This window comes from Streptomyces sp. NPDC002867 (assembly GCF_053591895.1).
In genome coordinates this window covers 32,992-54,953 of the sequence record NZ_JBSFUR010000041.1, presented here as the reverse complement: position 1 = coordinate 54,953, position 21,962 = coordinate 32,992, and the positions used below count along the sequence as shown (strand labels likewise).

The following is a 21,962-nucleotide window of genomic DNA, read 5'->3' as shown; positions in this document are numbered from 1 at the left end:
ACGCTATGAGCGCAATGCCGACCACTTCCTCGCCTTCGCCAGCATCGCCTGCAGCCTCATCTGCTACCGCAGACTCACCAAATGAGATGACCTCTAAGGCGGCGCGCCGTGGAACAGCGCGTTGCGGGCCGTTCTCACGGACGTCGGCAATCCTTGTGCAGCCATGTGGATGCTGCTCTTGGCCGTCGTGGTGCTCGCGGCCGTGAACGCGCTCAACGTTCTGCTCGCGCCCGGTTGGTACGTGCCGATCTGTGTCGTTGCGGCCGTACTGCTTGTGTTGATCGCCCGCCGGTCCGGCCTTACTTGGGACGACCTGGGGCTCGGCAGGGCCGCGGCCCGCCGCGGTCTGCGCTGGGGCCTGGTCCTGGTCGGAGCCGTTCTCGTGGTCTTTCTGGTGGGCGTGGCACTGCCGGTCACCCGGGAGGCATTCCAGGACGAGCGGGCCGCGGGCCTGTCTCCCGAGGAACTGGTGTACCGCGTACTGGTCCGCGTACCGCTCGGCACGGTGCTGCTCGAGGAGATCGCATTCCGCGGTGTGCTGTGGGCCATGGTTCGGCGACGGTGGGGGCCTGTATGGGCCACCGTCGTTTCCTCGGTGCTCTTCGGGCTCTGGCACGTACAGCCGTCACGCGGGCTCACACGCGCGAACGCGGCGGCCCAAGCGGTCTTCGGAGCCGGCCAGGTCGGCGTCGCCCTGTCCGTGACGGCGGCGGTCGTCGGCACCGCCCTCGCCGGTGTGCTTCTCTGCGAGCTCCGCCGCCGCTCCGGCAGCCTCATCCCACCCGTGGCGCTGCACTGCGCCCTCAACAGTGCGGGTTACGCACTCGCCTGGGCGGCGAGTCGCTGGTGGGGTTGATGGGCGCACGTCGGCGTTGTCACCGGCGCACCGACGCCCGTAGGAATGCGAGCTGCGCGACGGCCGCTCCCGTCCGACAGAAAGCCATGGGGTGGCGGGCGGTCGATCATCCGGAACCTCACGGGGTGCGGCGGCGGAACGCCGGGGGGCGGCAGCCAACCGGACGAGCCGGTGCGCGAGATGAGGGCGGGCAGTGTCCGGCCAGGCGCAACATCGGGGGGCGCAGCGCTCTGTTCCGGCCCCGGGTGCGGGGTGCTGGGGTCCGCCTCGTAGGTGGAGTCCGCGTCCGCTCCCCATCAGAAGTTCATGGGCCAGTTGCCCCGGTCGTAGCGTGCGTGCAGGTGGCGGGTAACGGCAGACAGGGAGACCGCCGCGTTCTGCGTCAGGCCGCGGAGAGGGAATGCACGTACTCACCGGCTGATGGGCACGGCCGGATGGTGGCAGCAGCCACTGACAATGCCCGTCGTGCGCTGCTCAGATCTGGCTGGGCGTCTGTGGGGGTGAGGCAGGCGGGAAAGATGTGACGGCCTCGACCAGGGCGTCGCACCCTTCCCAGTTGAGCATGTGGCCGGCGTCGGGCACGGTGATCAGTCGTGCGCCGGGAATTCCGGCGGCGAGGCGCCGGGAGTGGCTCGGCGGGGTGGAGCGGTCGGCCGAGCCGACCATCACGATGCTCGGCACCCTCACCTCGGCCAGGCGCGGGTAGCGGTCCTCGCGGGCGAAAGCCCGCAGGATCGGCAGCAGCGGGCGATGGTTCTGGCGAAGGAACACCTCCCTGTAGACAGCGATCATTGCCGGCGAGGGCCGTTTGCCCGACTGCATGGCTCCGAACAGCACGCCGCCGGTACGGGTACGCGCCCACCGCTGGACGAGGCCGCTCTCCAGCAGGGGTATCTGCAGCCGGTTCTGCGGCGCGCCGTCGTAGATCCGCCCCGCCCAGGTCGCGAACAGCACCAGGCCGCGAAGACGTGGAGCGAGACGGGGATGGTCGAGCAGCGCGCGGATCGCGACGAATCCGCCCATCGAGTGGCCGACCAGCACTCCGTCCTGTACGTCGAAGTGCTCCAGAACGGCCGCATAGTCCCCGGCCATGGCCCGGGAGTCGGCGCCGTCGTGGCCGAGCGTGGACCCTTCATGACCGCGCTGGTCGAAGACGATGACGCGGCGCCCCCGCGCGCGAAGGGCCTCAGCGACGAGGTTCCACTCCAGCAGCGACACACCGTACCCATGGGCGAGTACCACCGGCGGGCCCTGCCCCGCGACAATCACGCGCAGCACCGTCCCATCAGGGCGAGGAACGGACACCTCCTCACCCTCGGGCTCCCGCGAGAGCCGCTCGTAGGGGAAGGGATCCGGCAGGCGTTCGATCTCCGTGGCCACGGCGCGCGCAGCGAGACCGCACCCCACGGCTGTGGCGGCCAGCGTGGCACTCCCCGCGAGTAAGCCCCTCATTGTTCCTCCTGTCGGCACTGATCAAATCCCGCACCATGCGTCTTCATGCCCATGGTCCCCGCTTCAACCTCGGTTCTGCTGCGCGCAGTTCAGCCCTAGATCCGGGCAGCAGTCCGCTGACCCTATCGTCAACCGCGGACGCAATGCCGGGCGCGGCCACGTGATCTGGCCCATGAAGTGATCCGTAAGAAACGGCCTGATCCTCGCCTCCGGTCTCGGTAGTGGACGCGGCTGCATAGGAGCCGCCCTGGTGAATCGCGCCCTGGTCGGCTTCGCAGGATGTCCTTTGCGGGCCTCTTCCAACCACACGAGTGTCTCGTCACGCGCCGGGGGCCGACAGCCGGTCGAACGGGGACGCTGCGGGCCATGGGGCGGCGACGCGGCCCGCACAGTGCTCCGACCCCGGGGCCAGCAACCGCTGCGAGCAGGGGAAATCGACGCCGTGTCGGGACCGGGGCTGGGAACGGCGGACAGGTCACGGCTGCTCGCCGGCGCCCCAAGGGCTTCGATGACGTCACTGACCTGATCGTCCTCGACAGCATCGAGCGGTGCGCCCCGGCGCTCGACCCTGCTGCCCAGGCACGGTACCTGCGGCTCGTCCAGGACTGACCCGACCCCGGGGCGAAGCCGACCTGCTGCGCCCCGCCGTCCGGCGGGGGAGTGGCAGCCCCGCCGCGCCGAGAACACCCACCAGAAAGCGAGGCGGACCCGTGACCCACAGCCTTCTCTCTACGTCCTCCCAGGTCGGGGGCGCCGACGACCTGCTGATGGGCCTTTTCGATGCTGCCGGGCATGAGTGACGGCTCTTGGCACGGACGACGGTTCGATCACCACTTGTCGGCGGCGTACGGCTGGAGCCAAAGCGCGGTCTGCAGCGTCACCGACTTGAACCAAGCTTGGTACATGCGCTCCACAGTTCCTTCGTCGTGGCCCTTGTTCGCCAGGAAAGGGCGGATCGTGGCAGTGATCGGGTAGATGAACGCCACCATGTAGCGCAGGGGGATATGGCGTACGGATGCGGCACCGTCGGTTTGGTTCTTCTTGTCCTGTGTGTGGCGGAGTCCGATCTCGTGCGCGTAGGAGAGCCACTCCTCCTCGTGGGGACGATGGCAGGTGTCCATGATCCACTGGCCGAATCGCTGCCGTACTCGCGCCAGGTAATCGTCCAGGACCCTTCCATCCGGGGTGGCGAAATAGGCTACGAGGTGCGGATACGAGGCCACGAATCCGTACCAGACGTCCAGGATGTCCTCAACCTGGTCCTCCAGAACCTCTCCCGCCATGCGCAGGTTCTGCACGTCATCGGCGGTGAACAGAACAGTCGCTTCCAGCTTGGCCAGCTCATCCCTCGAGACGGGACTGGGCGGAGTGGAGCCGTAGGTGTAACCGGGTGGTGGTTGCGTGGTCATGCGGATCGCCTCTCATGTCCGTCGTGGTCCCATTGAATGCGTTGTCACACAGGGGAGGGAGAACAGCCACCCAATTGCAGCGTGTCGGACGACCAGACGACCAATTGATGCCTCGTGACATGGCGATGCGCGCCTCAGGTGATCAGGTGATCAGGTGATCAGGTGGTCGGGTGGTCGGGTGGCGTCGACCAGACCCCGGCCGCGCAGCGATTCCAGCAGGGCGGTGGCATTCAACGAGTAGTGGCATCACGCGGGACAGTTTGACGAACACTTCCTACAGATCCTGACTCTTCGCCCGGCTAACCGCCGAACCCTGACGGTGGCCTGATCACTCCCCGCACTTGGTCATCGGCTTGGCGGCGGCCACCGCTTCTGCGAGCCGCTTGCTGAAGTCGTTGCTGTTGGACGTGTTTCCGCTCAGCTCGGGAAGCTCCTGAGGGCCTGGCGAGAGGGCGAGAGGCGCGTCGCTCTGGCGCCTCCACAGGCTCTGCGCGTCACGGAACCAGACCGTCTCCACCCAGATCCGCGCGTCAGCCGCGAACTCGTCTGCCTCGCGCCCCACGACGTTCGGCGGGAGAGAGATTTTCGAGCACGGTGGGAGGGTTTCGATCAGGACGAGGAAACTCCGGCCGTCCATGTCTCCGGGGGACGTGGCGGTGCCCTTGACGTAGACGGCTGTCACCGGATCCAGCGACCGGTTCGCCAGCACGCCGCTGATCCCGCCGTTCTTCTGCCGCTCCGACCAGGCGGAGACCATGGCCGCCTGTCTGCGCTCCTGCGCCCCTGCGTCTTCCCGGGACTGCTCCAGCTGGTCGATGGCCACCTGGGTGGCGTAGTAGGTGCTGACACCGGTGAAGGCTAGGCCGCCGGCCGCCACCAGCACGGACAGGATGGTCGCGTACAGGGCCCAGTCGAACCGGTGCCACCACGGCCGGACCGGCTCCGGACCGACCGCCCGTGCCTGCTCCGCCTCGGCCCCGCGGTCCCTCGCCCCAACCGGCCGGGGGCGCCGACGCACCCTCAACCGAGCCTGCCGATCCCCGCTGCGCACCATCCGGCTTCCCCCCCGTGCTCGATCCGTGTCCCTGGCGGTCACCGTGGCCGCTCTGCGCAGGGCGGCCGGTGGAACTGCTCAGTGCACTCCCGCTGTGCGCTGTGAACCGGACGGGAGGATGCCATGCAGCGTCGTGGACGGCAGCTTGACCACGTCGGTAAGCCGTTTGACCTGCTCGACCACGGCGATGAAGGAACCCTCCGGACCGGGCCAGACCTCCCTGTCGCTGGTCTGCCATCCGGCGAGAGAGAGCGCCCGCTTTGCCTCAAGTATCAAGCCTTTGCCCATCAAAGCGCCACATTAGCGCAGGAGTTGGCCTCCGGGTGTGCGTATGAGGTCAGGCATACGGCATGCGAGAGATGACTTTCTGTCAGGACACGGTCAGTCCCGATGCGCTGGGCAAGGCCGCCTTGAACCGGCTGGGACGCCAGGGCGAAGCGCCGGATCACTTGCGGGGGAGCAGTGGACGGGTGGGTGCGGTTGCGTCGAGCAGGGCGCCGGCGACATCGGCGGCGAGGCCATATCCGGGACTGCGTCCAGTAGTTCCTTGCGCTTGCTGTAGCGGCCGGTGGTGCGGGAATCCTTGTGTTCGGCCCAGCGCTGGACCTAACGGGCGCCGTGCCGCGCAACGCCCCCGGATCTGAAGGATGCGCTGCGGGATCTGGGTTACGCCGGCGAGGGCGAGGCTCCCGGCCGGGCGGGCAGGACGTGGGCGCTGGACGTCGTGGTCACGGAGATCCACTGAGGCATGCGTCACGGCGGGAATGGACCCGCCACGCCCTGCAGTTGGCGACGACGGACCGTTCTCCGACCGAAGGTGATGCCCTCATGTTCAGCAACGCCGCCGCACGTGCCAGGGACGTGCTCGTCCGCCCGTTCTCCGTCGGGAGCCTCACGGTTGCCAACCGGATCGCGATGGCGCCGATGACCCGTCAGTTCTCGCCCGGCGGTGTGCCGGGCGCGGACGTGGCGGAGTACTACGCCCGGCGCGCGGCGGGCGGGGTCGGTCTGATCGTCACCGAGGGCACGTACGTCGGCCACGACTCCGCGGGAACCAGCGACCGGGTTCCCCGGTTCCACGGCGAGGACGCGCTGGAGGGCTGGGCGAGGGTCGCGGACATGGTGCACCGCGCGGGCGGGCGGATCGTGCCACAGCTGTGGCACGTGGGCCTGGTCCGCAACGTCGGCGCCCCGCCGGTCGAAGAGGCGCCGCGGATGGGCCCGTCGGGCATCCCCCTGGACGGGTCCGAGCCCGGCCGTGCGATGACGTCGCAGGATCTCGACGACGTCATCGAAGCGTTCGCCGCGGGCGCCGCCGCAGCCGAGGCGCGCGGGTTCGACGGCATCGAACTTCACGGCGCCCACGGCTATCTCATCGACCAGTTCCTCTGGGCCCGCACCAATCGCCGCACCGACGCGTACGGCGGGGACCTCGTGTCCCGCACCCGTTTCGCCGCGGAGATCGTGGCGGCCTGCCGCGCCGCCGTGTCACCGGACTTCCCTATCATCTTCCGGACGTCCCAATGGAAGCTGGGCGACTACCAGGCCCGCCTCGCCGAGACCCCGCAGGAGCTCGCCGCCCTCCTCACACCCCTGTCCGAGGCCGGCGTGGACGTCTTCCACTGCTCCACCCGCCGTTACTGGCTGCCCGAGTTCGAAGGCTCGGACCTCAACCTCGCGGGCTGGGCGAGGAAGCTCTCGGGCAAGCCCGCGATCGGTGTCGGATCGGTCGGCCTCGACAACGAGTTCACCGGCACGTTGAAGGGCGAGACCAGTGGTGTCGCGGGCATCGACGCGGTCCTCGACCGCCTCGAGCGCGACGAGTTCGACCTGGTGGCGGTCGGCCGCGCGCTCCTGGGCGACCCCGACTGGGCGGTGAAGACCCTCACGGGCCGCACAGACGACCTCCGTCCGTTCACCAGGGACGACCTGACGACGCTGCGCTGAGCGTTCGCGCCTATGACGTCGTGCTGCGCTCGGGGCGGATCCGGTTCGACGTCGGCTGCGAGCTGTGCACGCGGGACCCACCGAGGTAGCCGCGGTCGACTTTCGGGTACGCCGAGAGCACCCCTCTGCGGCACGGGACGCTTCCGACCCGCTCCTTCCGCTGACGGCTGTGCCCGTGGGCGGCGGTGAACCGCGCAAGTTGCTGGAACACGTCACGTCCCTCACACCCACGCCCGACGGCGGCCTCCTCGCCATGGGCGGCACGCTGGAGCACGACGAGGGCGTCTACCGGATCTCACCCGGCGCCGACGAAGCCCCTGTCGCGAGACATCCTTTGCGACGGCTCTGACCTTGTGCAGCACCGTGGGTGCCCTGGTGCTTACGGGACCGAAGTGAGGTCGGCTGACTCCACGGCGGCTGGTACCGCGCCGGCGGCTGGCGGGCCCAGCGGTTCCAGCGGATGAAGATCTGCTTGCCCGGGCCGGCGCCCAGACCGATGGGGCGCCCCGTCAGGACGAATCCCACATCTGTGGTCTCACCTGGGTTGAGCACATGAAGCCGAGCTCCAGACACCTGGGCGCGGCGTTTCAGCAGCGCCCCGCCCACACCGTGACCGCGCGCTTCGCGCTGCTCAACGCTGGCGTTACGTCCCGCCGACTCGCTCATGACATCGGCCGCACCGCCGCTGCCCAAGGAATCGACAGCGAAGGCTTGCGGCGCTGGTTGACGGGCCTTCACCTTGATGGGTGGCGCAACCAATTCTCCGCGACGCGCTACGAGGTCAACAACCTGCTTGAGTATGTCCGCACCCGGCGTTCCAGCATGGTCGGTGCGCTTTCGGACGCCGACCGCGGCTCGCTCGAAGTAGACGTCCCGCTTCACCGTCACCGGCACCGAGACGGTCAGCAAGAACGCGTTCCCCACCGAGCGGGTCTACGGGGCGACCGACGACCGCGCCCTGCTTTCGTCACCTGCGACGGGGCCTTCGACGACGAAGGCCACCCCCTGAACAACCTCATCGTCTATGCCACCCTGCGCCGATAGCCGGCGGCCCGGTCAGCCGGTCGTGTTCACCGCCGAAGCCGCGGCCGCCGGGCGTTGAACCGGCAGCAGCTCGGCGGTGGGCAGCGCTGCGGCCGGCCCTGGCGACGCCACGGTGCTCACCGAGGCCGAAGGAGCCGCAGGCACCGAAGGAACCCTGGGGACGCGGAAGCGGTGGCCCACGGCGAAGGAGAGGGCAACGGCGAGGGAGACTCCGACCCCGACGGCGTCTCCGAAGGCGACAGCAGCGGCCCTGCCGCCCTCCCGGCACGTGCACGCCCGGCATTGCGCACCGCGGCGGCAGCCGTGCGGCGCGCGACGTGCCGGCGGGCACCTGGCGCGGCCCCGACGCCTACCGCCGGGGCGGGCCCGCCGAGCAGCTGGGCCATACACAGCCGCACCTGCGACCTGTCTCGCGCGTCGAGAACCTCGCCGGCACCGAGCTGCGCACTCAGAGCAAGCCCGAGATCATCCACAGCCTGCAGGCCTCCGTGCTCTTACAGAAGCAGATGAGGATCTCTGCGCGCACCTACGAGGTTGACGTGCGGTTCGGCGGTTCGTCTGGTTTGGCCGGAGGTTGACGGGACTCGGGCCGGGGCCTGACGAGAAGCAGCGCCACGTCGTCGTGGACCATGGGCGGCAGCAATCGGCGGAGGAGGTGGTCGCAGATTTCCTCCAGCGGGAGGTGGGGGCGCCGTAGGGCCTGGGACAGCTGTTGCATGCCCTGGTCGAGGTCTTTGTCACGGGTCTCGATGAGTCCATCGGTGTACATCACCAGCAGGCTGTGCGGGGGCAGCGAAACACGTTCGTCGGTGAAGCCGCCCTGTCCGCCCGCCCCTAGCGCCGTGCCCGAGGGGCCTTCCAGGAAGGTGACCGTCCCCTGAGCGTCGGCCACGGCCGGCGGTGGATGGCCGGCCCTGGCGATCAGACAGCTACTGGTAGCTGGGTCGTGGACGGCGTAGACGCACGTCGCCATCGCGTTCTCGCCCAGGTCGGCCACGGTGGCGTCCAGGGAGTAGAGCAGCTGGGCCGGCGCGATGTCGCTGCGAGCCAGCGTTCGCACAGTGGTGCGCAGCTGCCCCATGACGGCAGCGGCATGGATCCCGTGCCCCATCACGTCTCCTATGACCAGCCCTGTTCTGCCGCGCGGCAGCGCGATGACATCGAACCAGTCCCCGCCGACCTCATGATCGCTGGCGGGCAGGTAGCGCCCGGTGAGCTCCAGCCCCGTCACTGTCGGCAGCGAGGCGTTCATCAGGCTGCGCTGCAGGGTGAGCGCCGCATGCCGCTGGCTGGTGTACATGCGTGCGTTGTCGATGTTCAGTGCCGCGCGGGCGACCAGCTCGTCGATGAGCACGATGTCCTGGTCGTCGAACGGCTCTCGGTCACGGGTACGCGTCACCAGCACCGCCCCCAGCGGACTGCCGCGCGCGAGCAGGGGGACCATGCGCGCCGAGCCCACACGGGTGCGAAGGTAGTCACGCAACTGCTCGCTGCCCGGATCGGTGACCAGGGGGTCGATGTCGGTCAGGTAGAGGTTCAGGGGACACCCCTCGTCGATGACCCGCTCGTACACCGAGCCAGGCGGGACCTGGTAGGTCTTGCCCACCGCCAGGTCCTCGGCCGGTGCGGCCGGATCGGTGTAGAGAACCGCCATACGACGCGCCACGCCGTGAGCCGACGCGGCGGCCTGATCGGGGGCGAGCACCTTGTCCAGCAGGTGCACGTCGGCCGAGTCGGCAAGCTGGGGCACCAGGACCTGCACCACTTCCTCGACGGTCTTCCGCAGGTCCAGGGTTGTTCCGATGCGCGTGCCGGCCTCGGCCAGGAGGGCGAAGCGCCGGCGCGCCTGCTCGGCCCGGACGTGGGCCTGCTGCCCTTCGGTGATGTCGATCAGGGAAGCGATCAGTCCCAGCGGTTGACCGGGGCCACCGAGTAGCGGGGCGTAGGAGCAGGACCAGGTCCGGTCGTGATCGGGGTCGGCGGGGGTGCGACCGGCGCGGCGGAAGTCCACCACCGCCTCCCCTCGATCCAGTACCTGCCGCATCACCGTTTCCAGCTCGGCGGCATTGACCTCTGGCGCCACTTCGCCCACCCGCTTGCCGATGTGCTCGGCCGCGGGGATGCCGTTCATCCGCGCCAGGGCGTCGTTGACCCGCAGGTAACGCAAGTCGGGGCCGAGCATGGCCAGACCGATCGGGGACTGGGTGAACAGTCCCTCGAGTGCCGCCAGCGAATCCCGCATGTGCACCACCGCGGAGGTCTCGGCGGCGATGGCCAGGAGACCGGTCCGACCCTGCGCGTCCGCAGCCGGGCAGATCCACATCTCCATCTCCACGATGTGCCCGTCACGGTGCCGCACCGGCAGGCACCCGAGCACGGCTTCGCCCACCTTGACCTTCCGCGTCAGCTCGTCGGCCAGCTCCCTGTTCGCCTCGGGCACCAGGATCGGCGTCCCGTACCGGCCCAGCAGCTGCTCTGGTGGGTAGCCGAGCAGATCCTCGGCGGCGAGGGACCACTGCACGATGCGCCCTTCCGCATCGGCCCTCCACAGCGCGATCGGCAGCAGTTCACGGAACACACCCGCGTACCCGACCGCCGGCTGAGGCGGTTGGTCCGGCACATCACTCGTCGGCGTGTCCACCACAGTGACCCATCCCCACGGCCATCGGTTCAGCCTCTCAGACGCAAGGTCCTCAGGCACAAGCTCCTCAGACGCAAACTGCTATCAATCAGGCTATCCGAGGCTTCCGGGAGGAAGGGCAGGCGCGGGCGGTGTCGTCGGTGTGGAGGGCTCGGCGCAGGGCGGGCATGCCGAGTTCGATGGCCGCGTCCTGGCAACGTCGTCGCGTTCGACCGCACCACCCGATTGCCGACGGCGGGTGTCCGGGCACCGGACGTCATGCCCTACCGGCGCCGCAGGGGCGAAGACCTGCCCGGCTGGAAAGCAGCGCACAACAAGTCGCACAAACAGGTCCGCGCCACGCATGGAACACGTCTTCGCCCGGATGAAGACCTGGAAGATCCTCCGCGACTGCCGTCTCAAAGGCGACGGTGTCCACCACGCCATGCTCGGCATCGCCCGCTTGCACAATCTCACCCTTGACGGATAGCCGGGCGGCCCGCTGCCGGACGACAGCCGCACCAACCTGGAGATCATTTACGGGACTTCCCCATGCTGATGTCAAGCGGTCGCCGTGACGGGAAGTGATGGTTGATGGCACTCAGTGTCACGGATCATTGCCCACAAGACGTTGATGCGACGGCGGGCCGGCGCGAGAAGAGCCTGCTTGTGTCCCTTCCCCTCAGCCCGCTTGCGCTGGTAGTACGCCTTGGAGGCGGGACAGGACTTGAGACTGGCCAGGGCTGGCAGGTACATGGCTCGCATCCGGCGGCGGTGGTAGCGACGGGGTCTGCGCAGGTTGCCGCTGACGCGGCCGGAGTCGCGGGGCTGTGGGGCCAGGCCGGCGAAGCCGGCCAGGCGGTCGGCGCTGCCGAAGGTGTCCATGCCACCGGCCGTCGTGGCGATGAACTCGGCGCCGAGCCTGATGCCCATGCCGGGCAGGCGGTGGATCACCTCGGCGTGTGGGTGCGCGTGAAAGCGGGCCTCGATGAGTGCGTCGAGTTCCGCGATCTCCTCGTCAAACGCCATCACCATGGCGGCGGCCGGCTGCTCGCCGGGCAGAGCGGTGTGCTGGGACTGGGCTGCCTCCAACACGGTGCGAGCCAGTGTGGCGGCGCCTTTGACCTTCCGATTCTTCAGCCAGGTCTCGATCTGCTTCACACCCGTGCGGCGGATCGCTGCCGGGGTTTGGTATCCCGTCAGCAACATCACCCGACCTTTGTTGGTCAGATCCAGCGACCGCTCCAACGCCGGGAAGATCTCCAGCAACTGGGCTCGGAGGCGGTTGATCTGCCGGGTGCGGTCGAAGACCACATCCAGGCGTCGGGTCGTCAGCGTGCGCAGGTCGACGGCGATCTCATCGCCCGGCCGCAGCAGACCGAGGTCTCGACGGACGCGGGCCTGGTCGGCGATGACGAACGCATCCTTCGCATCCGTCTTGGCCTCGCCCTTGTAGGTCGCCGAGGCGCGGTGGACAGTCAGGCCGGTGAGGTAGGCCATCGGCTGGTCATGGCTGAGGCCGATCAGCAGGGCGGCGGCACCGTGATTGAGGTCGATGGCCCACAGCACCTCGGTGGATATCGCCAGCACGTCGCCGATCAGCTCAAGCAGCTCGGTCTCGTCGTTCTGCACCCGGCGTGACAGCAGCCGTCCGCCATCTCCGTTGATCACCGCACAGTGGTGATGTTCCTTGCCGATGTCCACCCCGGCCCAGATCTCTGGGACGGCCACCTCCGCCAACGCGTCGTCACAGACAGTCCCGCAGACGACCTCGCCGACATTGTCCTACTCAGCGATCGAATCGCGTACCCCAATTGGCGGTCGGGCCGTCACGGGGCTCCAGGCGGCCAAGTCCCGTAAGCCATCGAGCGGCTCAGCCCATACAGCCATACCTGGGTTTCTGATCTCCGGGCGAGAGAGCGCAGCCCTTGATGTTCGCGCGGTCTCGACCGGCGTTTTGATCACTTGACCCGGTCCGTACGGTGTTCGGGTGAAGGACATCCTGATCGACGAACTCCGCACCGCGTATGACGCCCAACTCCGGGGTGTCACCCCGCCTGGCGGCAGCGCCCACATCGAGAGACGGCCCGTTGACCCGTGTCGTCGGTTGGCACCGTGGCTTCGTCACGGGCCCACGCGACCTCGGTGTGTGCGGGGCAGAACTCGACAGGCTCATAGCGCGGCAGCGTGACTTCTACGCCGCCCGGGGTGAGGCGGTCGAATGGAAGACTCGCGCCCATGACCTCCCCGCCGACCTCACTGACCGACTCACTGCGGCCGGCTTCGTCGCCGAGGACAGCGAGACCGTGCTCATCGGGCAGTCCGCAGACCTTGCCGCAGCCCCCGTCCTGCCCGACGGCGTGACCCTCCGCCGTGTCACCGCCAGATCAGACCTCCAGCGCATCGCCGCTATGGAGAGCATTGTCTGGGGCGAGGATTGGAGTTGGCTTGCCGACGACCTGGCCGCCCGGATCGAGATCGCCCCCGACAACACCATCGTCCTCGTCGCCGAAGCACGCACCGAAGTCGTCTGCGCCGCCTGGCTGATGTTCAAGGGCGGCGTCGACTTCGGCGGCCTCTGGGGCGGCTCAACGCTCAAGGAATGGCGCGGACAGGGCATCTACCGGGCCATGGTCGCCCACCGAGCCCAACTCGCCGCTGCCCGAGATGTCCCCTACGTCTACGTCGACGCCTCAGCCGACAGCGCCCCGATCCTCACCCGCCTTGGCCTGCACGCGGTCACCACGACGACACCGTATGTCTGGTCGCCCTGAGCCCAGCCGGCCTTCGCCGCCTCCCTCGGCTCGTGCCCGGGTGCCGGCGAGACGGTAGGAGTCGGTACCGGTCTCGATGATCGTGCCGTTGAAGGTCAGGCGTTCGACGATGGCCGCGCAGAGGCGGGGATCGGTGAAGGTCTTGGTTCAGCCGCCGAAGGACTCGTTGGATCCCATGGCGAGGACTGTTCTTCTCCTCGCGCTCGGTCAAGACCTGGAAGAGGAGTTCGGCGCCGTGACGGTCGAGGTAGGTTCGGAGGACCTGATGTCGGTGAAGTTCGCGTACCAGAACCTGGGTATGCCGGATCTGTACCGGCGCGGCCTCCAGCCGGAGACGGCAGGCCTTGGAGTACTGCTCGTGGACATCGAGGCCGGACCTGGTCATCCGTGCACGCCGCCGCGCAGGTCCGGGCCACGGCGGTGGTGACGATCGGGCGTAGGCATGACTCCCATGGCCTGGCCTGGGAGAAGTGGCGGATCATGACGCGCCGGGGAACTGGATGCGTCCGGTTCGTCTACGCGTAGTCGGCAGGCGAGTACGGCCATCGAGGGCGGCGGCATCGGCCAGTGGACGGTGGTACAGGACGAGATCTGGATGCTCCCGCACGCCGTGCCGTCGGCCCTTGCCCACAGTCCTCCCCGGGAGAAGAGTCGGGGCCCGCAACTGAACAGAAGCATTGCGGAACCGTCCGCGTGGCGTCCCATGGAGGAGCTCCACCATGAAAAGATCGCGCCCCAGAGCCTGGCTCCTGGCAGTCATCTGGTCCATGCTGGCCGCGGGAGTCGCCTTATCACCCGGGCAGACTGCTTCGGCCGAGCCCGCCGGTGTCGAACGCACCCTCGACTGGGAACAGTCGGCCGACCGCACTCTCCCCGCCGCCGCACCTCCCAACCTCATCAAGCAGTGGGCCACGTCGTACGGCGCCACGAACGTCACCAGCCCCACACGCGACGGCTCCTACGCCGCCCGCTTCGAGCTCCGCAAATCCGACCCGCTCGTCTCAAGCAGCAAGCGGGCGGAGATATCGCAGCGCGACGAGCAACCAGCAAATGCCGAGCGGTGGTACGGCTTCAGCATCAATCTGGCGACGACATGGGCCCACGACACCTCGGCCGAGATCGTGAGTCAGTGGCATCAGTGTGACGTCGGCTGCCCGGGTGGCTCACCGCCCTTGGCACTTCTGACCGACGAGGGGCGCTGGAAGATCGACTTCCGCGGCCAGTTCATCGATCTCGGCGCGTACAGCACGGGTGTCTGGGTCGACTGGGTCTTCCACGTGACCTGGCGTACGGACAGCACCGGCCTGCTGCAGGTCTGGAAGAACGGCGAACGGGTCGTGCACCGTACGGGCGCCACCCACGACGGGGGTCCGCGATCGCCCTACTTCAAGTTCGGCATCTACAAATGGGACTGGAACACCGGCGCTCCTTCCAGCACCAACCAGCGTGTGATGTACTACGACGCCCTGCGCCTGGGTGACGAGCGTGCCGTCCACAGGGACGTCGCACCCCAGAGGACCTGTACGCGAGCCCCGTCGGTGGCCTCCGCGTCCGCCACCACGTACGAGCCGGCGAACCCGCCCGCCAACGCCGTCGACGGCAACCTGTCGACCCGCTGGTCCGGTCAGGGATTCGGCGCTGCGCTGATCCTCGACACCGGTGCGCCACGCCAACTGTGCGGCGCGACGGTGGCCTGGCACCGCGGTGACCTGCGGTGGAACGACTACACCATTCATTCTTCGCAGGACGGCATCTCCTACACCAAGGTGTGGGAAGGCCGTAGCTCGGGGACGACCACCGCACCCGAGACGGTGCTCTTCACCACGGGATCCCTGGACGCCCGCTACCTCAAGATCTCCTTCTGGGCGAATCCCGAGAACGACTGGGCAAGTATCACCGAAGCCAGGCCACTCGGCCTCTGACGACTGAGCGCGCACAGCCGGCGTGCGCATCGTCCTGGTCGAACCTCCACCCCGTCGTCGCGGTGACCGGCGGGGTGGACGGCAACAGGCGTAGACCTGCACACCGTACGACGACTCGGGGGAGCGGGTCTCCGTGGGCGGTGGCCCGAGTTCCCCGCCCCGGTGGGTGATCACGCGACATCGGTGTCGCGTTCCATGGCGGCGAGGCGGTTCTTGAGACGGTAGCTCGGGGCCGTTGAAGGTGAGGCGGCCGACGACGGCCGCGCAGAGGTGGGGATCGGTGCAGCTCTCGTCCGGCTGCGCGACGCGCGGCGGGTTCGGCTGGTCGTGGTGATGATGGTGTTCCTCCTCAGGGAGTCGAGCGTGCACGGTCCGCGCATGGTCGGTGGAGAGTGGAGTGCCTGCTCTTGTGTGTCGGACTGGCGGCCAGACAGCAGCCGGACCGCCAGGAGTTGTCCTGGGTGGGCTGGATGGACTGCACGACGCGGTGGTTAGCCGCGCAACGGTGCCGGGGACGCGGGCCGGCGGCAACTGCTGAGGGCCCCGCAGACTTTCGTTCTAGTGGTCGTCGCAACACCCCTGCTCAAGGGGTGCGGCGGGGATTCCTCTGGGAGAGCTTCGACGCCGGGATCGCAGCCGCCCTGGTCGGGGACCCGGACACGGCCCGCGATCTCTTCGAGCGAGTCATACGAGAGGACGCGCTGGCGCCCTGGACGGTCGAAGCCAAGGAGAGGGCACATGAGCTTCACGCGATCGCAGCAGATCACGACGCGGTGACCGTCTGGGGCACCCGGGCCGTCGACTCATGCCGGAGCAAGCTGGGCCTGGATCCCGTGCTGCTTGCGATCAGCTGAACCGCTCCGCTCGTTGAGCGACAGAGCTGCGGTCAGGCCGGCAGTACTCGCTTGCGCACTCAATGAAGGGGGCGGCTCGGGGCTGAGGAACATCCGCGTAGATCGTCCGTCAAGCCCCTGGTCGTGCTCATCGCGCGTCGGCGTACAGTCGCTCGATCAGCTGGACGACGATCTCCGGCTCGCGCAGCGTCGGGAAGTGGTCGGAGGCGGCCAGTCGGACCAGGCGGCAGCGGGGGATCCGGTCCGCAATCTCCTCGTTGCAGCGCACCACCTCGGGCTGGTCCAGCTCCCCCAGCGCCAGCAGCGCGGGCGCGGCGATCTCCCCGAGCCGGTCGAATGCGGGGGCGTCGGTCCTCTGGTGACCGGCAATGCTGAACCAGGCGGGCAGCACACCCCGGAGCTGGGCGGCTGCAATCGGATCGGCCGTCGGGGTGCCGCCGCCAGCCCGCCCCCAGATGCCGAGCGCGAGTTGGACGATGCCCTCCATGTCGCCGGCCGTGGCCAGCTTCCCCACCTGTTCGTAGAACCCGGGCGGAGTCCCGTCGTACCCCGTGACGCCAGGCATGAAGAGTGCAAGGCCTGCAACCCTGTCCGGGGCGTCCAGAGCCAGACTGATCGAGGTGGCGCCGCCCATGCTGGAGCCGACCAGCACCGCACGGCTCAGCCCGAAGTGGTCGAGGACCGCGGCAAGGTCCTCGACAAGGGAATACGCAGCAGTCGGCGCGGGCGAGCGGCCGAAGCCGCGGGAGTCGTAGCGGATTACCCGGCGCCGTGCGGTAAGCGCCGGGAGAACGGGGTCCCATATCGTTGAGTCGCCGACGCCAGGGTGGAGCAGGACCAGGGGCATCCCGTCTCCTCCCGAATCGTCTGCCCACAGTTCACCGTTGCTTGCAGGCACCTTGGTTTCCATGATTTCCAGTCTGGTTGAACGGTACGGGCGCCCGCCAGCGGGATCTCAGCCGTGATCGCCGCCACGGACCCGCCCCGCCGGCATCAGCCCTGTCGCCGGGGTGAGGAACAAGAGCAGGTCCGGCGAACGAGATGAGCGCCCGTGAGGAGTTTCAGCGAGCCCCAACAACACAACCCTTTTGGGAGGAACGTGGCACGTCTGACACCCTGCTCCGCATCCTCGACCTCATCGAGCCCGGTGATCTCGTCCTTTATCACGGCAGCATCACCAACCGGCACGGTCTCTACCTTGCCCAGTCCTGCGACTGCTTCTACTGCGCCCGCGCCGATTACCTGGGCAGCGATGATGTCCGCTACCGGCTGACTGACCCGTACGCGGACGACCTCGCTGTCGATTCCCTACGGAGCGATCATTCGCAATTCCTAGTCGGCAGGCGTAGATGGCGGACGGTGTTCTTGTGCGGGTTGGCTGTTCTCGTCCGCCTGATCCCAGCCGGCCATGCCGGCGGGGCCGGTTCAATCAGGGGCGCAGTCGTCCGGCTGTGCCCCGCACCTCTCCGGACTCCCTGCGGTCGCCGGGCAAGGGGAGGCCGGCCGGAGCTTCGCCGGAGCCGCGGGGCGTCGCCGCCCGCGGGGAGCCCGGCGGCGGTCCGGCCGGGTGCAGCACCGTGGGGGGCGCAGCTCCCGTTCTCTCCCGGCGCGGGGCGCTGAGCGGGTGAGGACAGGCCGAGTGTGTCGAGGCGGTAGTGGTCGGCGCTAGCTGCCTCTTCTGCGGTCAGCCGTCCCCGCCGAGGACGGGTGCCAGGCAGCGCTCGTCGGTGAGCAGCCCGTTGATCTCGTGCGCGGCGGCCTTGTCGCCGCTCACGGTTTTGTCACTTGAGCCCGAGCTGTACGCGGGAACGGGCATCACCCCGCTGAATCCCACCTGACCCGTCGCATCCAGACGTCGGCGCACCTCGCTGAACGGCGGTCGTTTCCACGGGAAATGGCTGCCGACTGCATGCTCAGCGCGCGTTGCGCAGGTACTCGCGCCGTGGAGGGAGAGGCGGCCAAGGACATGGCCAGCGCGATCATCGGCTCCCGGACCGCCGAGATCACCGAGATGAGCAAGCTGCTCGGCAAGAACTGACTCGGGCACTCAAAGGGGGGCGGGCGCATTCCGCGCCCGCCCCCCTGCCCCGGCGTTGCCGGAGTGCCTCGGCACCCTCTGGCTCTCCCGCCGCTGACCCGAGGCCTGCTCCCGCTGGCGCACACTTTCTCAATTCACCCCCTGGGGCCGTAAGCGGCGACACCGCCTGACGTACGCCGAGTTCTGCGCTGACGTTTTGGAGTCGATGGTGGCGCGGTCGTGGTCGTCGTCGAGGCACTACCGGAGCCTTCCCCAGCTTCATCCGGGCGTCCCAGCATCCGGTGGATCGCTCGACTCGTTCGAGTGAGTGGTGCGGCGGTGATGGGATCGACAGCGAGACCCGGCGCAATACGGTGGCCGCTTCCGACGAGGTGGGGACCGGCTAAAGGATCTGCAGGCCGGCCTTGGCCGCGTCTGGAGACCCCCAAGTATGTCGACTGATGCAATCGAGAGGACTGGGGTCGGCTCATGAGTCCAGACATCGACTCCCGACGAGGGCCTGAGACGGCCGACTCGGGAGGCAGCCAGTTGAGGATCGCTGGCGGGCTCATGGTCGTGGGTCTGCTCTTCAATGTCGTAGTGACGGCGGGTTTTCACCCGTCGGGAGAGGAAGACGACCACAGGGCGATCTTTACCGAGTATGCAGACAGCGGCCCCTGGGTTGCGGTTCATCTGTGCCAGTTCGTTGGCGTTCTCAGCGCGCTGGGTGGTCTGCTTGTTCTTTACCGCGCCATGCGCGGTGCCGGCCGGGCTCCTCTGCCGGCGCATCTCGCGGCCGCGGCGACCGTTGCGACCGCTGCGGTCTGGGCAGCTCTGCAGGGCCTCGACGGCGTGGGGCTGAAAGAGGCGGTCGATGCCTGGGACAGCGCGTCCGGGGCGGAGAAGGAGATCCGCTTTGCCAATGCCGAGACTGTGCGCTGGCTCGAATGGGGGTTCCAGAGCTATTTCCGCGTCCTGCTCGGGCTGACCTTCGCGCTTTTCGGGGCTGCGATTCTCGCTGGTCGTCTGGTCGCTGGCTGGCTGGGCTGGGCGGCCGTTCTCGGGGGCCTCTTCTATGTGGCGATTGGGGTGGACGTGGGCTACAACGGTCTGGCGAGTGGGCTTCAGGATGTCCTAGGTATCGCCTTCCTGGTCGTCGTCTTTGCCTTCGCCGTCGGGGTGCTCGTCACCGGGATGCGCGAGCGTGGCCGGCGCCCAGCCAAAGGCTGACCAGGCGGGCCGGCGGTTGCCCGTGCACCTCATCCCGGCCGTGCGCTCGAAGGATTGAGGCGATCGCTGTACGCGCGCCGCCGACGATGCGGATACCGCTCCGGGCGCTCGCTGCCCTGGCAGCGGCCAGGTCATGGGTGGGGGCAGCCACTGATCCGCCTGGGCCGTCGCGCGCGGGGCGTCCCGCGCGACGGCGGGGCCGGGCTGACGTCGATACACCATGCAACGCACCAGGAGAACGAGCCGATGAATAACAGCAGCGGCGAGCACACCGGACACGCCACAGTGCTCCCGGGAGGACTGCAGGTCTCGCAGGACGGCTACACCCTCGACTTGAAGACCCCGCGCATCACGGCCGGACAGGAGACCCTTCTGCGCTTCGCCATCAATGACGACACGGGGAAGGCCGTCACCGACTACCACATGACCCATGGCAAGGATCTGCACCTCATTCTTGCCTCGCGCGACCTCAACACCTTCCGCCACGTGCATCCCACGCTCGGGTCCGACGGGACCTGGAGCATTACTGTCGACCTGCCCGCGGCAGGCGACTACCGCGTCTTCGCCGACTTCACCCCAGCCGCGAAAGGCGCCAACGCCCTGACCCTCGGCGCCGACCTCGCGGTCGCCGGTTCTTACCAGCCCCGGGACCTGCCCGCTCAGAAGGCCACGGTCGAGGTCGACGGCTACACCGTCACCGTGGACGGCGCGCTCACAGCCGGCACGATGAGCGAACTGACGCTGAGCGTGGCCAAGCACGGCAGACCTGTCACCGACCTCGAGCCCTACCTCGGCGCTTACGGTCACCTCGTCGCCCTGCGCTCCGGAGACCTCGCCTACCTCCACGTACACCCCGAAGGCGAGCCCGGCGACGGCACCACCAGACCTGGCCCCGACATCTCCTTCATGGCCGCAGCCCCCAGCAACGGCGCCTACCGGCTCTTCCTCGACTTCAAGCATGGAGGTACGGTCCGCACCGCCGCCTTCACCATGCATACCTCCACCCCCGGTACCCGCTCTGGCACCGGGCAGAGCAACCACAGCAGCGCCGGGCACGACTGAGCTCATAGAATCGTCCAGGACCGGTGCCGGCCCGCCACTACGAGATTGCCTCCGGGTTTGGTCAACCGCAGGCAGCGCAGTCGTACTGACGAGCATTCAGACGATGGCCCGGGGCACAGCCCGGAGACGGGAGCTGTGTTGGTCCCGGCGGTTGAAGCCAGGTGCGCGCAGCGGGTCCGTGCCGCCTGGCTTGCGCTGCTGCCAGTGGAGGACCTGCACGACAGCTGAAGCGCCGTTGACCGGGTTCCTGGGTGTCGTACGTCGTACCGGATTTCATCCTGTTCCCGGACATCACCCCGAGGCCGCGCCGAAGCGGGCGCGGCCTCGGTCCGGCGATGCCACCCGCCTCCACTTCCAGGCCCGGGTCAGCGCCGCTCGGCCGGGCTGAGTGGTGTGAAAGGGAAGGCAGTGGCGGTCATGACGGCTTTCCTGATGGGTTCGGGGATCAGCGGGCGGCCGGTCGCAGGCGTACGGGCAGGGCCTGGTGCCCGTTGCTGATCAGGGACGGCAGCGGCTTCAGCTCCTCGGCGGGCACGGCGAGTTCGATCCCGGGAAAGCGCTCGAAGAGCTGCTGAAGGGCGGTAGCGACTTCGAGGCGGGCGAGCGGGGCGCCGAGGCAGAAGTGCACGCCGTGTCCGAAGGCCAGGTGCTCCTTCGTCGGTCGGGTGAGGTCGAAGCAGTCGGCGGATTCCCCGTGCCAGTCGGGGTGGCGGTTGGCGGCGGCATAGGAGGCGAGGATCGCCTCGCCCTGGGCGATCGTCTGCCCGTCCGGCAAGGGGATGTCCGTGAGCGCGTAGCGCAGGGGCAGGTGCTTGACCGCGGGCTCGTGGCGCAAAGTCTCCTCGACGACGCTGCTCCAGTCGGCGCGGCCGGACTGGAGGTGGGCGAGCTGCTCGGGGTTGGTCAGCAGGGCGGTGACGGCCTGGTCGATCACGTTGACGGTGGTCTCGTATCCGGCGGAGATCATGAGCAGGAGCGTGTCGCGCAACTCGTTGTCCGTGAGTGCGCTGCCGTCGCCTTCGTCGTCGCGGGAGGCGATGAGGAGGGAGGTCATGTCGTCGGCGGGCTCGGCCCGTTTGACCGCGATCAACTCGTTGAGGGCCTCGTACAGGGCAGCTGTGTTCGCGGTGGCCTGTTCGGTGGTGAGGGTGGTGTCGAAGACGCCGTCGACTTCGGCGCGGAAGCCGTCGCGCTGTTCATCGGGGACGCCCATGAGCTGGCCGATCACCTCGATCGGCAACGGGTAGGCGAGGTGTTTGCGCAGGTCGACCACTTCACCGGCCGGCTTGGAGTCGAGGTCGTCGAGGAGTGCGGTGATGACCTTCTCGACTGCGGACCGCATGGCCTGGATGCGGCGGGCGCTGAACGCCGGCGCAACCATACGGCGGAGCCTTCGGTGGTCGCCGCCGTAGGCGGTGAACATGTTGTTCACGGCGATCCACAGGGCGAGGGGCCAGGTGGAGACGGTCTCGGCGAAAGCCGGCCAGTGGGCGCGGGCGTCCTTGGAGACCTGCGGGCTGGTGAGGAGTTCCTTGAGGAGAGAGGGATCGGTGACGGACCACGCGGTCACACCGAGGATGTCCACGCGGGTGGCCGGACCGCGGGTGCGCAGGGCCTGGTGCTCCGCATGGTGGTCGGAGCCGGTGGGGTCCAGGACGAGTATCGGCTGCTGAGACACTGCGTTCTCCTTCAGCGGGGTAGTCGGCAATTGGACGGGGAGG

15 protein-coding genes and 4 pseudogenes are annotated in these 21,962 nt (G+C 68.5%); 10 read left to right on the top strand and 9 right to left on the bottom strand.

Annotated features, from left to right (window positions below; genetic code table 11):
* Positions 1 to 169: 169 nt before the first annotated feature.
* On the top strand, positions 170 to 856 hold the full coding sequence (locus tag ACWD0A_RS27970; protein WP_451302500.1) for a CPBP family intramembrane glutamic endopeptidase: 687 nt from the start codon (positions 170 to 172) through the stop codon (positions 854 to 856).
* A gap of 474 nt (positions 857 to 1,330) precedes the next feature.
* On the opposite strand, the gene ACWD0A_RS27965 is transcribed toward ACWD0A_RS27970, so the two are convergent.
* From ACWD0A_RS27965 to ACWD0A_RS27955, 3 genes are all read right to left on the bottom strand, one after another.
* On the bottom strand, positions 1,331 to 2,308 hold the full coding sequence (locus ACWD0A_RS27965; RefSeq protein ID WP_451302498.1) for an alpha/beta fold hydrolase: 978 nt from the start codon (positions 2,306 to 2,308) through the stop codon (positions 1,331 to 1,333).
* Between the two features lie 827 nt (positions 2,309 to 3,135).
* Entirely contained in the window at positions 3,136 to 3,717 is a 582-nt protein-coding gene (locus tag ACWD0A_RS27960; RefSeq protein ID WP_451302496.1) for a protoglobin domain-containing protein, read from the bottom strand.
* A gap of 328 nt (positions 3,718 to 4,045) precedes the next feature.
* Positions 4,046 to 4,600: a hypothetical protein gene (locus tag ACWD0A_RS27955; protein WP_451302494.1), complete on the bottom strand. Its 555-nt coding sequence runs from the start codon at positions 4,598 to 4,600 to the stop codon at positions 4,046 to 4,048.
* A gap of 999 nt (positions 4,601 to 5,599) precedes the next feature.
* Between ACWD0A_RS27955 and ACWD0A_RS27950 the strand changes: the two genes are divergently transcribed.
* Complete coding sequence (locus ACWD0A_RS27950; RefSeq protein ID WP_451302492.1) at positions 5,600 to 6,718, top strand: NADH:flavin oxidoreductase; 1,119 nt, start codon at positions 5,600 to 5,602, stop codon at positions 6,716 to 6,718.
* Between the two features lie 169 nt (positions 6,719 to 6,887).
* On the top strand, positions 6,888 to 7,067 hold the full coding sequence (locus tag ACWD0A_RS27945) for a hypothetical protein (protein WP_451302504.1): 180 nt from the start codon (positions 6,888 to 6,890) through the stop codon (positions 7,065 to 7,067).
* On the opposite strand, the gene ACWD0A_RS27940 is transcribed toward ACWD0A_RS27945, so the two are convergent.
* Complete coding sequence (locus tag ACWD0A_RS27940; protein ID WP_451302490.1) at positions 7,004 to 7,642, bottom strand: hypothetical protein; 639 nt, start codon at positions 7,640 to 7,642, stop codon at positions 7,004 to 7,006. The two genes, ACWD0A_RS27945 and ACWD0A_RS27940, sit on opposite strands and share 64 nt — an antisense overlap.
* Here ACWD0A_RS27940 and ACWD0A_RS27935 point away from each other — a divergent pair.
* A pseudogene (locus tag ACWD0A_RS27935) lies at positions 7,590 to 7,762 on the top strand (class F sortase); the annotation flags it as partial. The gene ACWD0A_RS27940 and the pseudogene ACWD0A_RS27935 sit on opposite strands and share 53 nt — an antisense overlap.
* A gap of 526 nt (positions 7,763 to 8,288) precedes the next feature.
* Here the strand turns inward: ACWD0A_RS27935 and ACWD0A_RS27930 are convergent.
* Positions 8,289 to 10,406 carry a SpoIIE family protein phosphatase gene (locus ACWD0A_RS27930; protein ID WP_451302488.1) on the bottom strand — a complete coding sequence of 706 codons (2,118 nt, stop codon included), beginning with the start codon at positions 10,404 to 10,406 and terminating at the stop codon, positions 8,289 to 8,291.
* 221 nt (positions 10,407 to 10,627) lie between these two features.
* Here ACWD0A_RS27930 and ACWD0A_RS27925 point away from each other — a divergent pair.
* Positions 10,628 to 10,872: pseudogene (locus tag ACWD0A_RS27925) on the top strand (transposase family protein); the annotation flags it as partial.
* Positions 10,873 to 10,943: 71 nt separating this feature from the next.
* On the opposite strand, the gene ACWD0A_RS27920 reads toward ACWD0A_RS27925, so the two are convergent.
* Positions 10,944 to 12,113: an IS110 family transposase gene (locus tag ACWD0A_RS27920; protein WP_451302486.1), complete on the bottom strand. Its 1,170-nt coding sequence runs from the start codon at positions 12,111 to 12,113 to the stop codon at positions 10,944 to 10,946.
* A 259-nt stretch (positions 12,114 to 12,372) separates the two neighbouring features.
* Between ACWD0A_RS27920 and ACWD0A_RS27915 the strand changes: the two are divergent.
* A pseudogene (locus ACWD0A_RS27915) lies at positions 12,373 to 13,156 on the top strand (GNAT family N-acetyltransferase).
* Between the two features lie 39 nt (positions 13,157 to 13,195).
* On the opposite strand, the pseudogene ACWD0A_RS27910 reads toward ACWD0A_RS27915, so the two are convergent.
* Positions 13,196 to 13,403: pseudogene (locus ACWD0A_RS27910) on the bottom strand (ATP-binding protein); the annotation flags it as partial.
* A 472-nt stretch (positions 13,404 to 13,875) separates the two neighbouring features.
* Between ACWD0A_RS27910 and ACWD0A_RS27905 the strand changes: the two are divergent.
* Both ACWD0A_RS27905 and ACWD0A_RS27900 read left to right on the top strand, forming a co-directional pair.
* Positions 13,876 to 15,078 (top strand): heparin lyase I family protein, encoded by a 1,203-nt coding sequence (locus ACWD0A_RS27905; protein ID WP_451302484.1) that lies wholly within the window; start codon positions 13,876 to 13,878, stop codon positions 15,076 to 15,078.
* 590 nt (positions 15,079 to 15,668) lie between these two features.
* Complete coding sequence (locus tag ACWD0A_RS27900; RefSeq protein WP_451302482.1) at positions 15,669 to 15,932, top strand: hypothetical protein; 264 nt, start codon at positions 15,669 to 15,671, stop codon at positions 15,930 to 15,932.
* Between the two features lie 127 nt (positions 15,933 to 16,059).
* Here ACWD0A_RS27900 and ACWD0A_RS27895 read toward each other — a convergent pair whose 3' ends face one another.
* On the bottom strand, positions 16,060 to 16,842 hold the full coding sequence (locus ACWD0A_RS27895) for an alpha/beta fold hydrolase (protein WP_451302480.1): 783 nt from the start codon (positions 16,840 to 16,842) through the stop codon (positions 16,060 to 16,062).
* A gap of 1,677 nt (positions 16,843 to 18,519) precedes the next feature.
* Here ACWD0A_RS27895 and ACWD0A_RS27890 point away from each other — a divergent pair.
* A complete protein-coding gene (locus tag ACWD0A_RS27890) occupies positions 18,520 to 19,179 on the top strand; it encodes a hypothetical protein (protein ID WP_451302478.1) in 660 nt (219 codons plus the stop codon).
* A 246-nt stretch (positions 19,180 to 19,425) separates the two neighbouring features.
* Positions 19,426 to 20,241, top strand: coding sequence for a hypothetical protein (locus ACWD0A_RS27885; RefSeq protein WP_451302476.1), 816 nt, complete (start codon positions 19,426 to 19,428; stop codon positions 20,239 to 20,241).
* A 445-nt stretch (positions 20,242 to 20,686) separates the two neighbouring features.
* On the opposite strand, the gene ACWD0A_RS27880 is transcribed toward ACWD0A_RS27885, so the two are convergent.
* A complete protein-coding gene (locus ACWD0A_RS27880) occupies positions 20,687 to 21,919 on the bottom strand; it encodes a cytochrome P450 family protein (RefSeq protein ID WP_451302474.1) in 1,233 nt (410 codons plus the stop codon).
* Positions 21,920 to 21,962 lie beyond the last annotated feature (43 nt).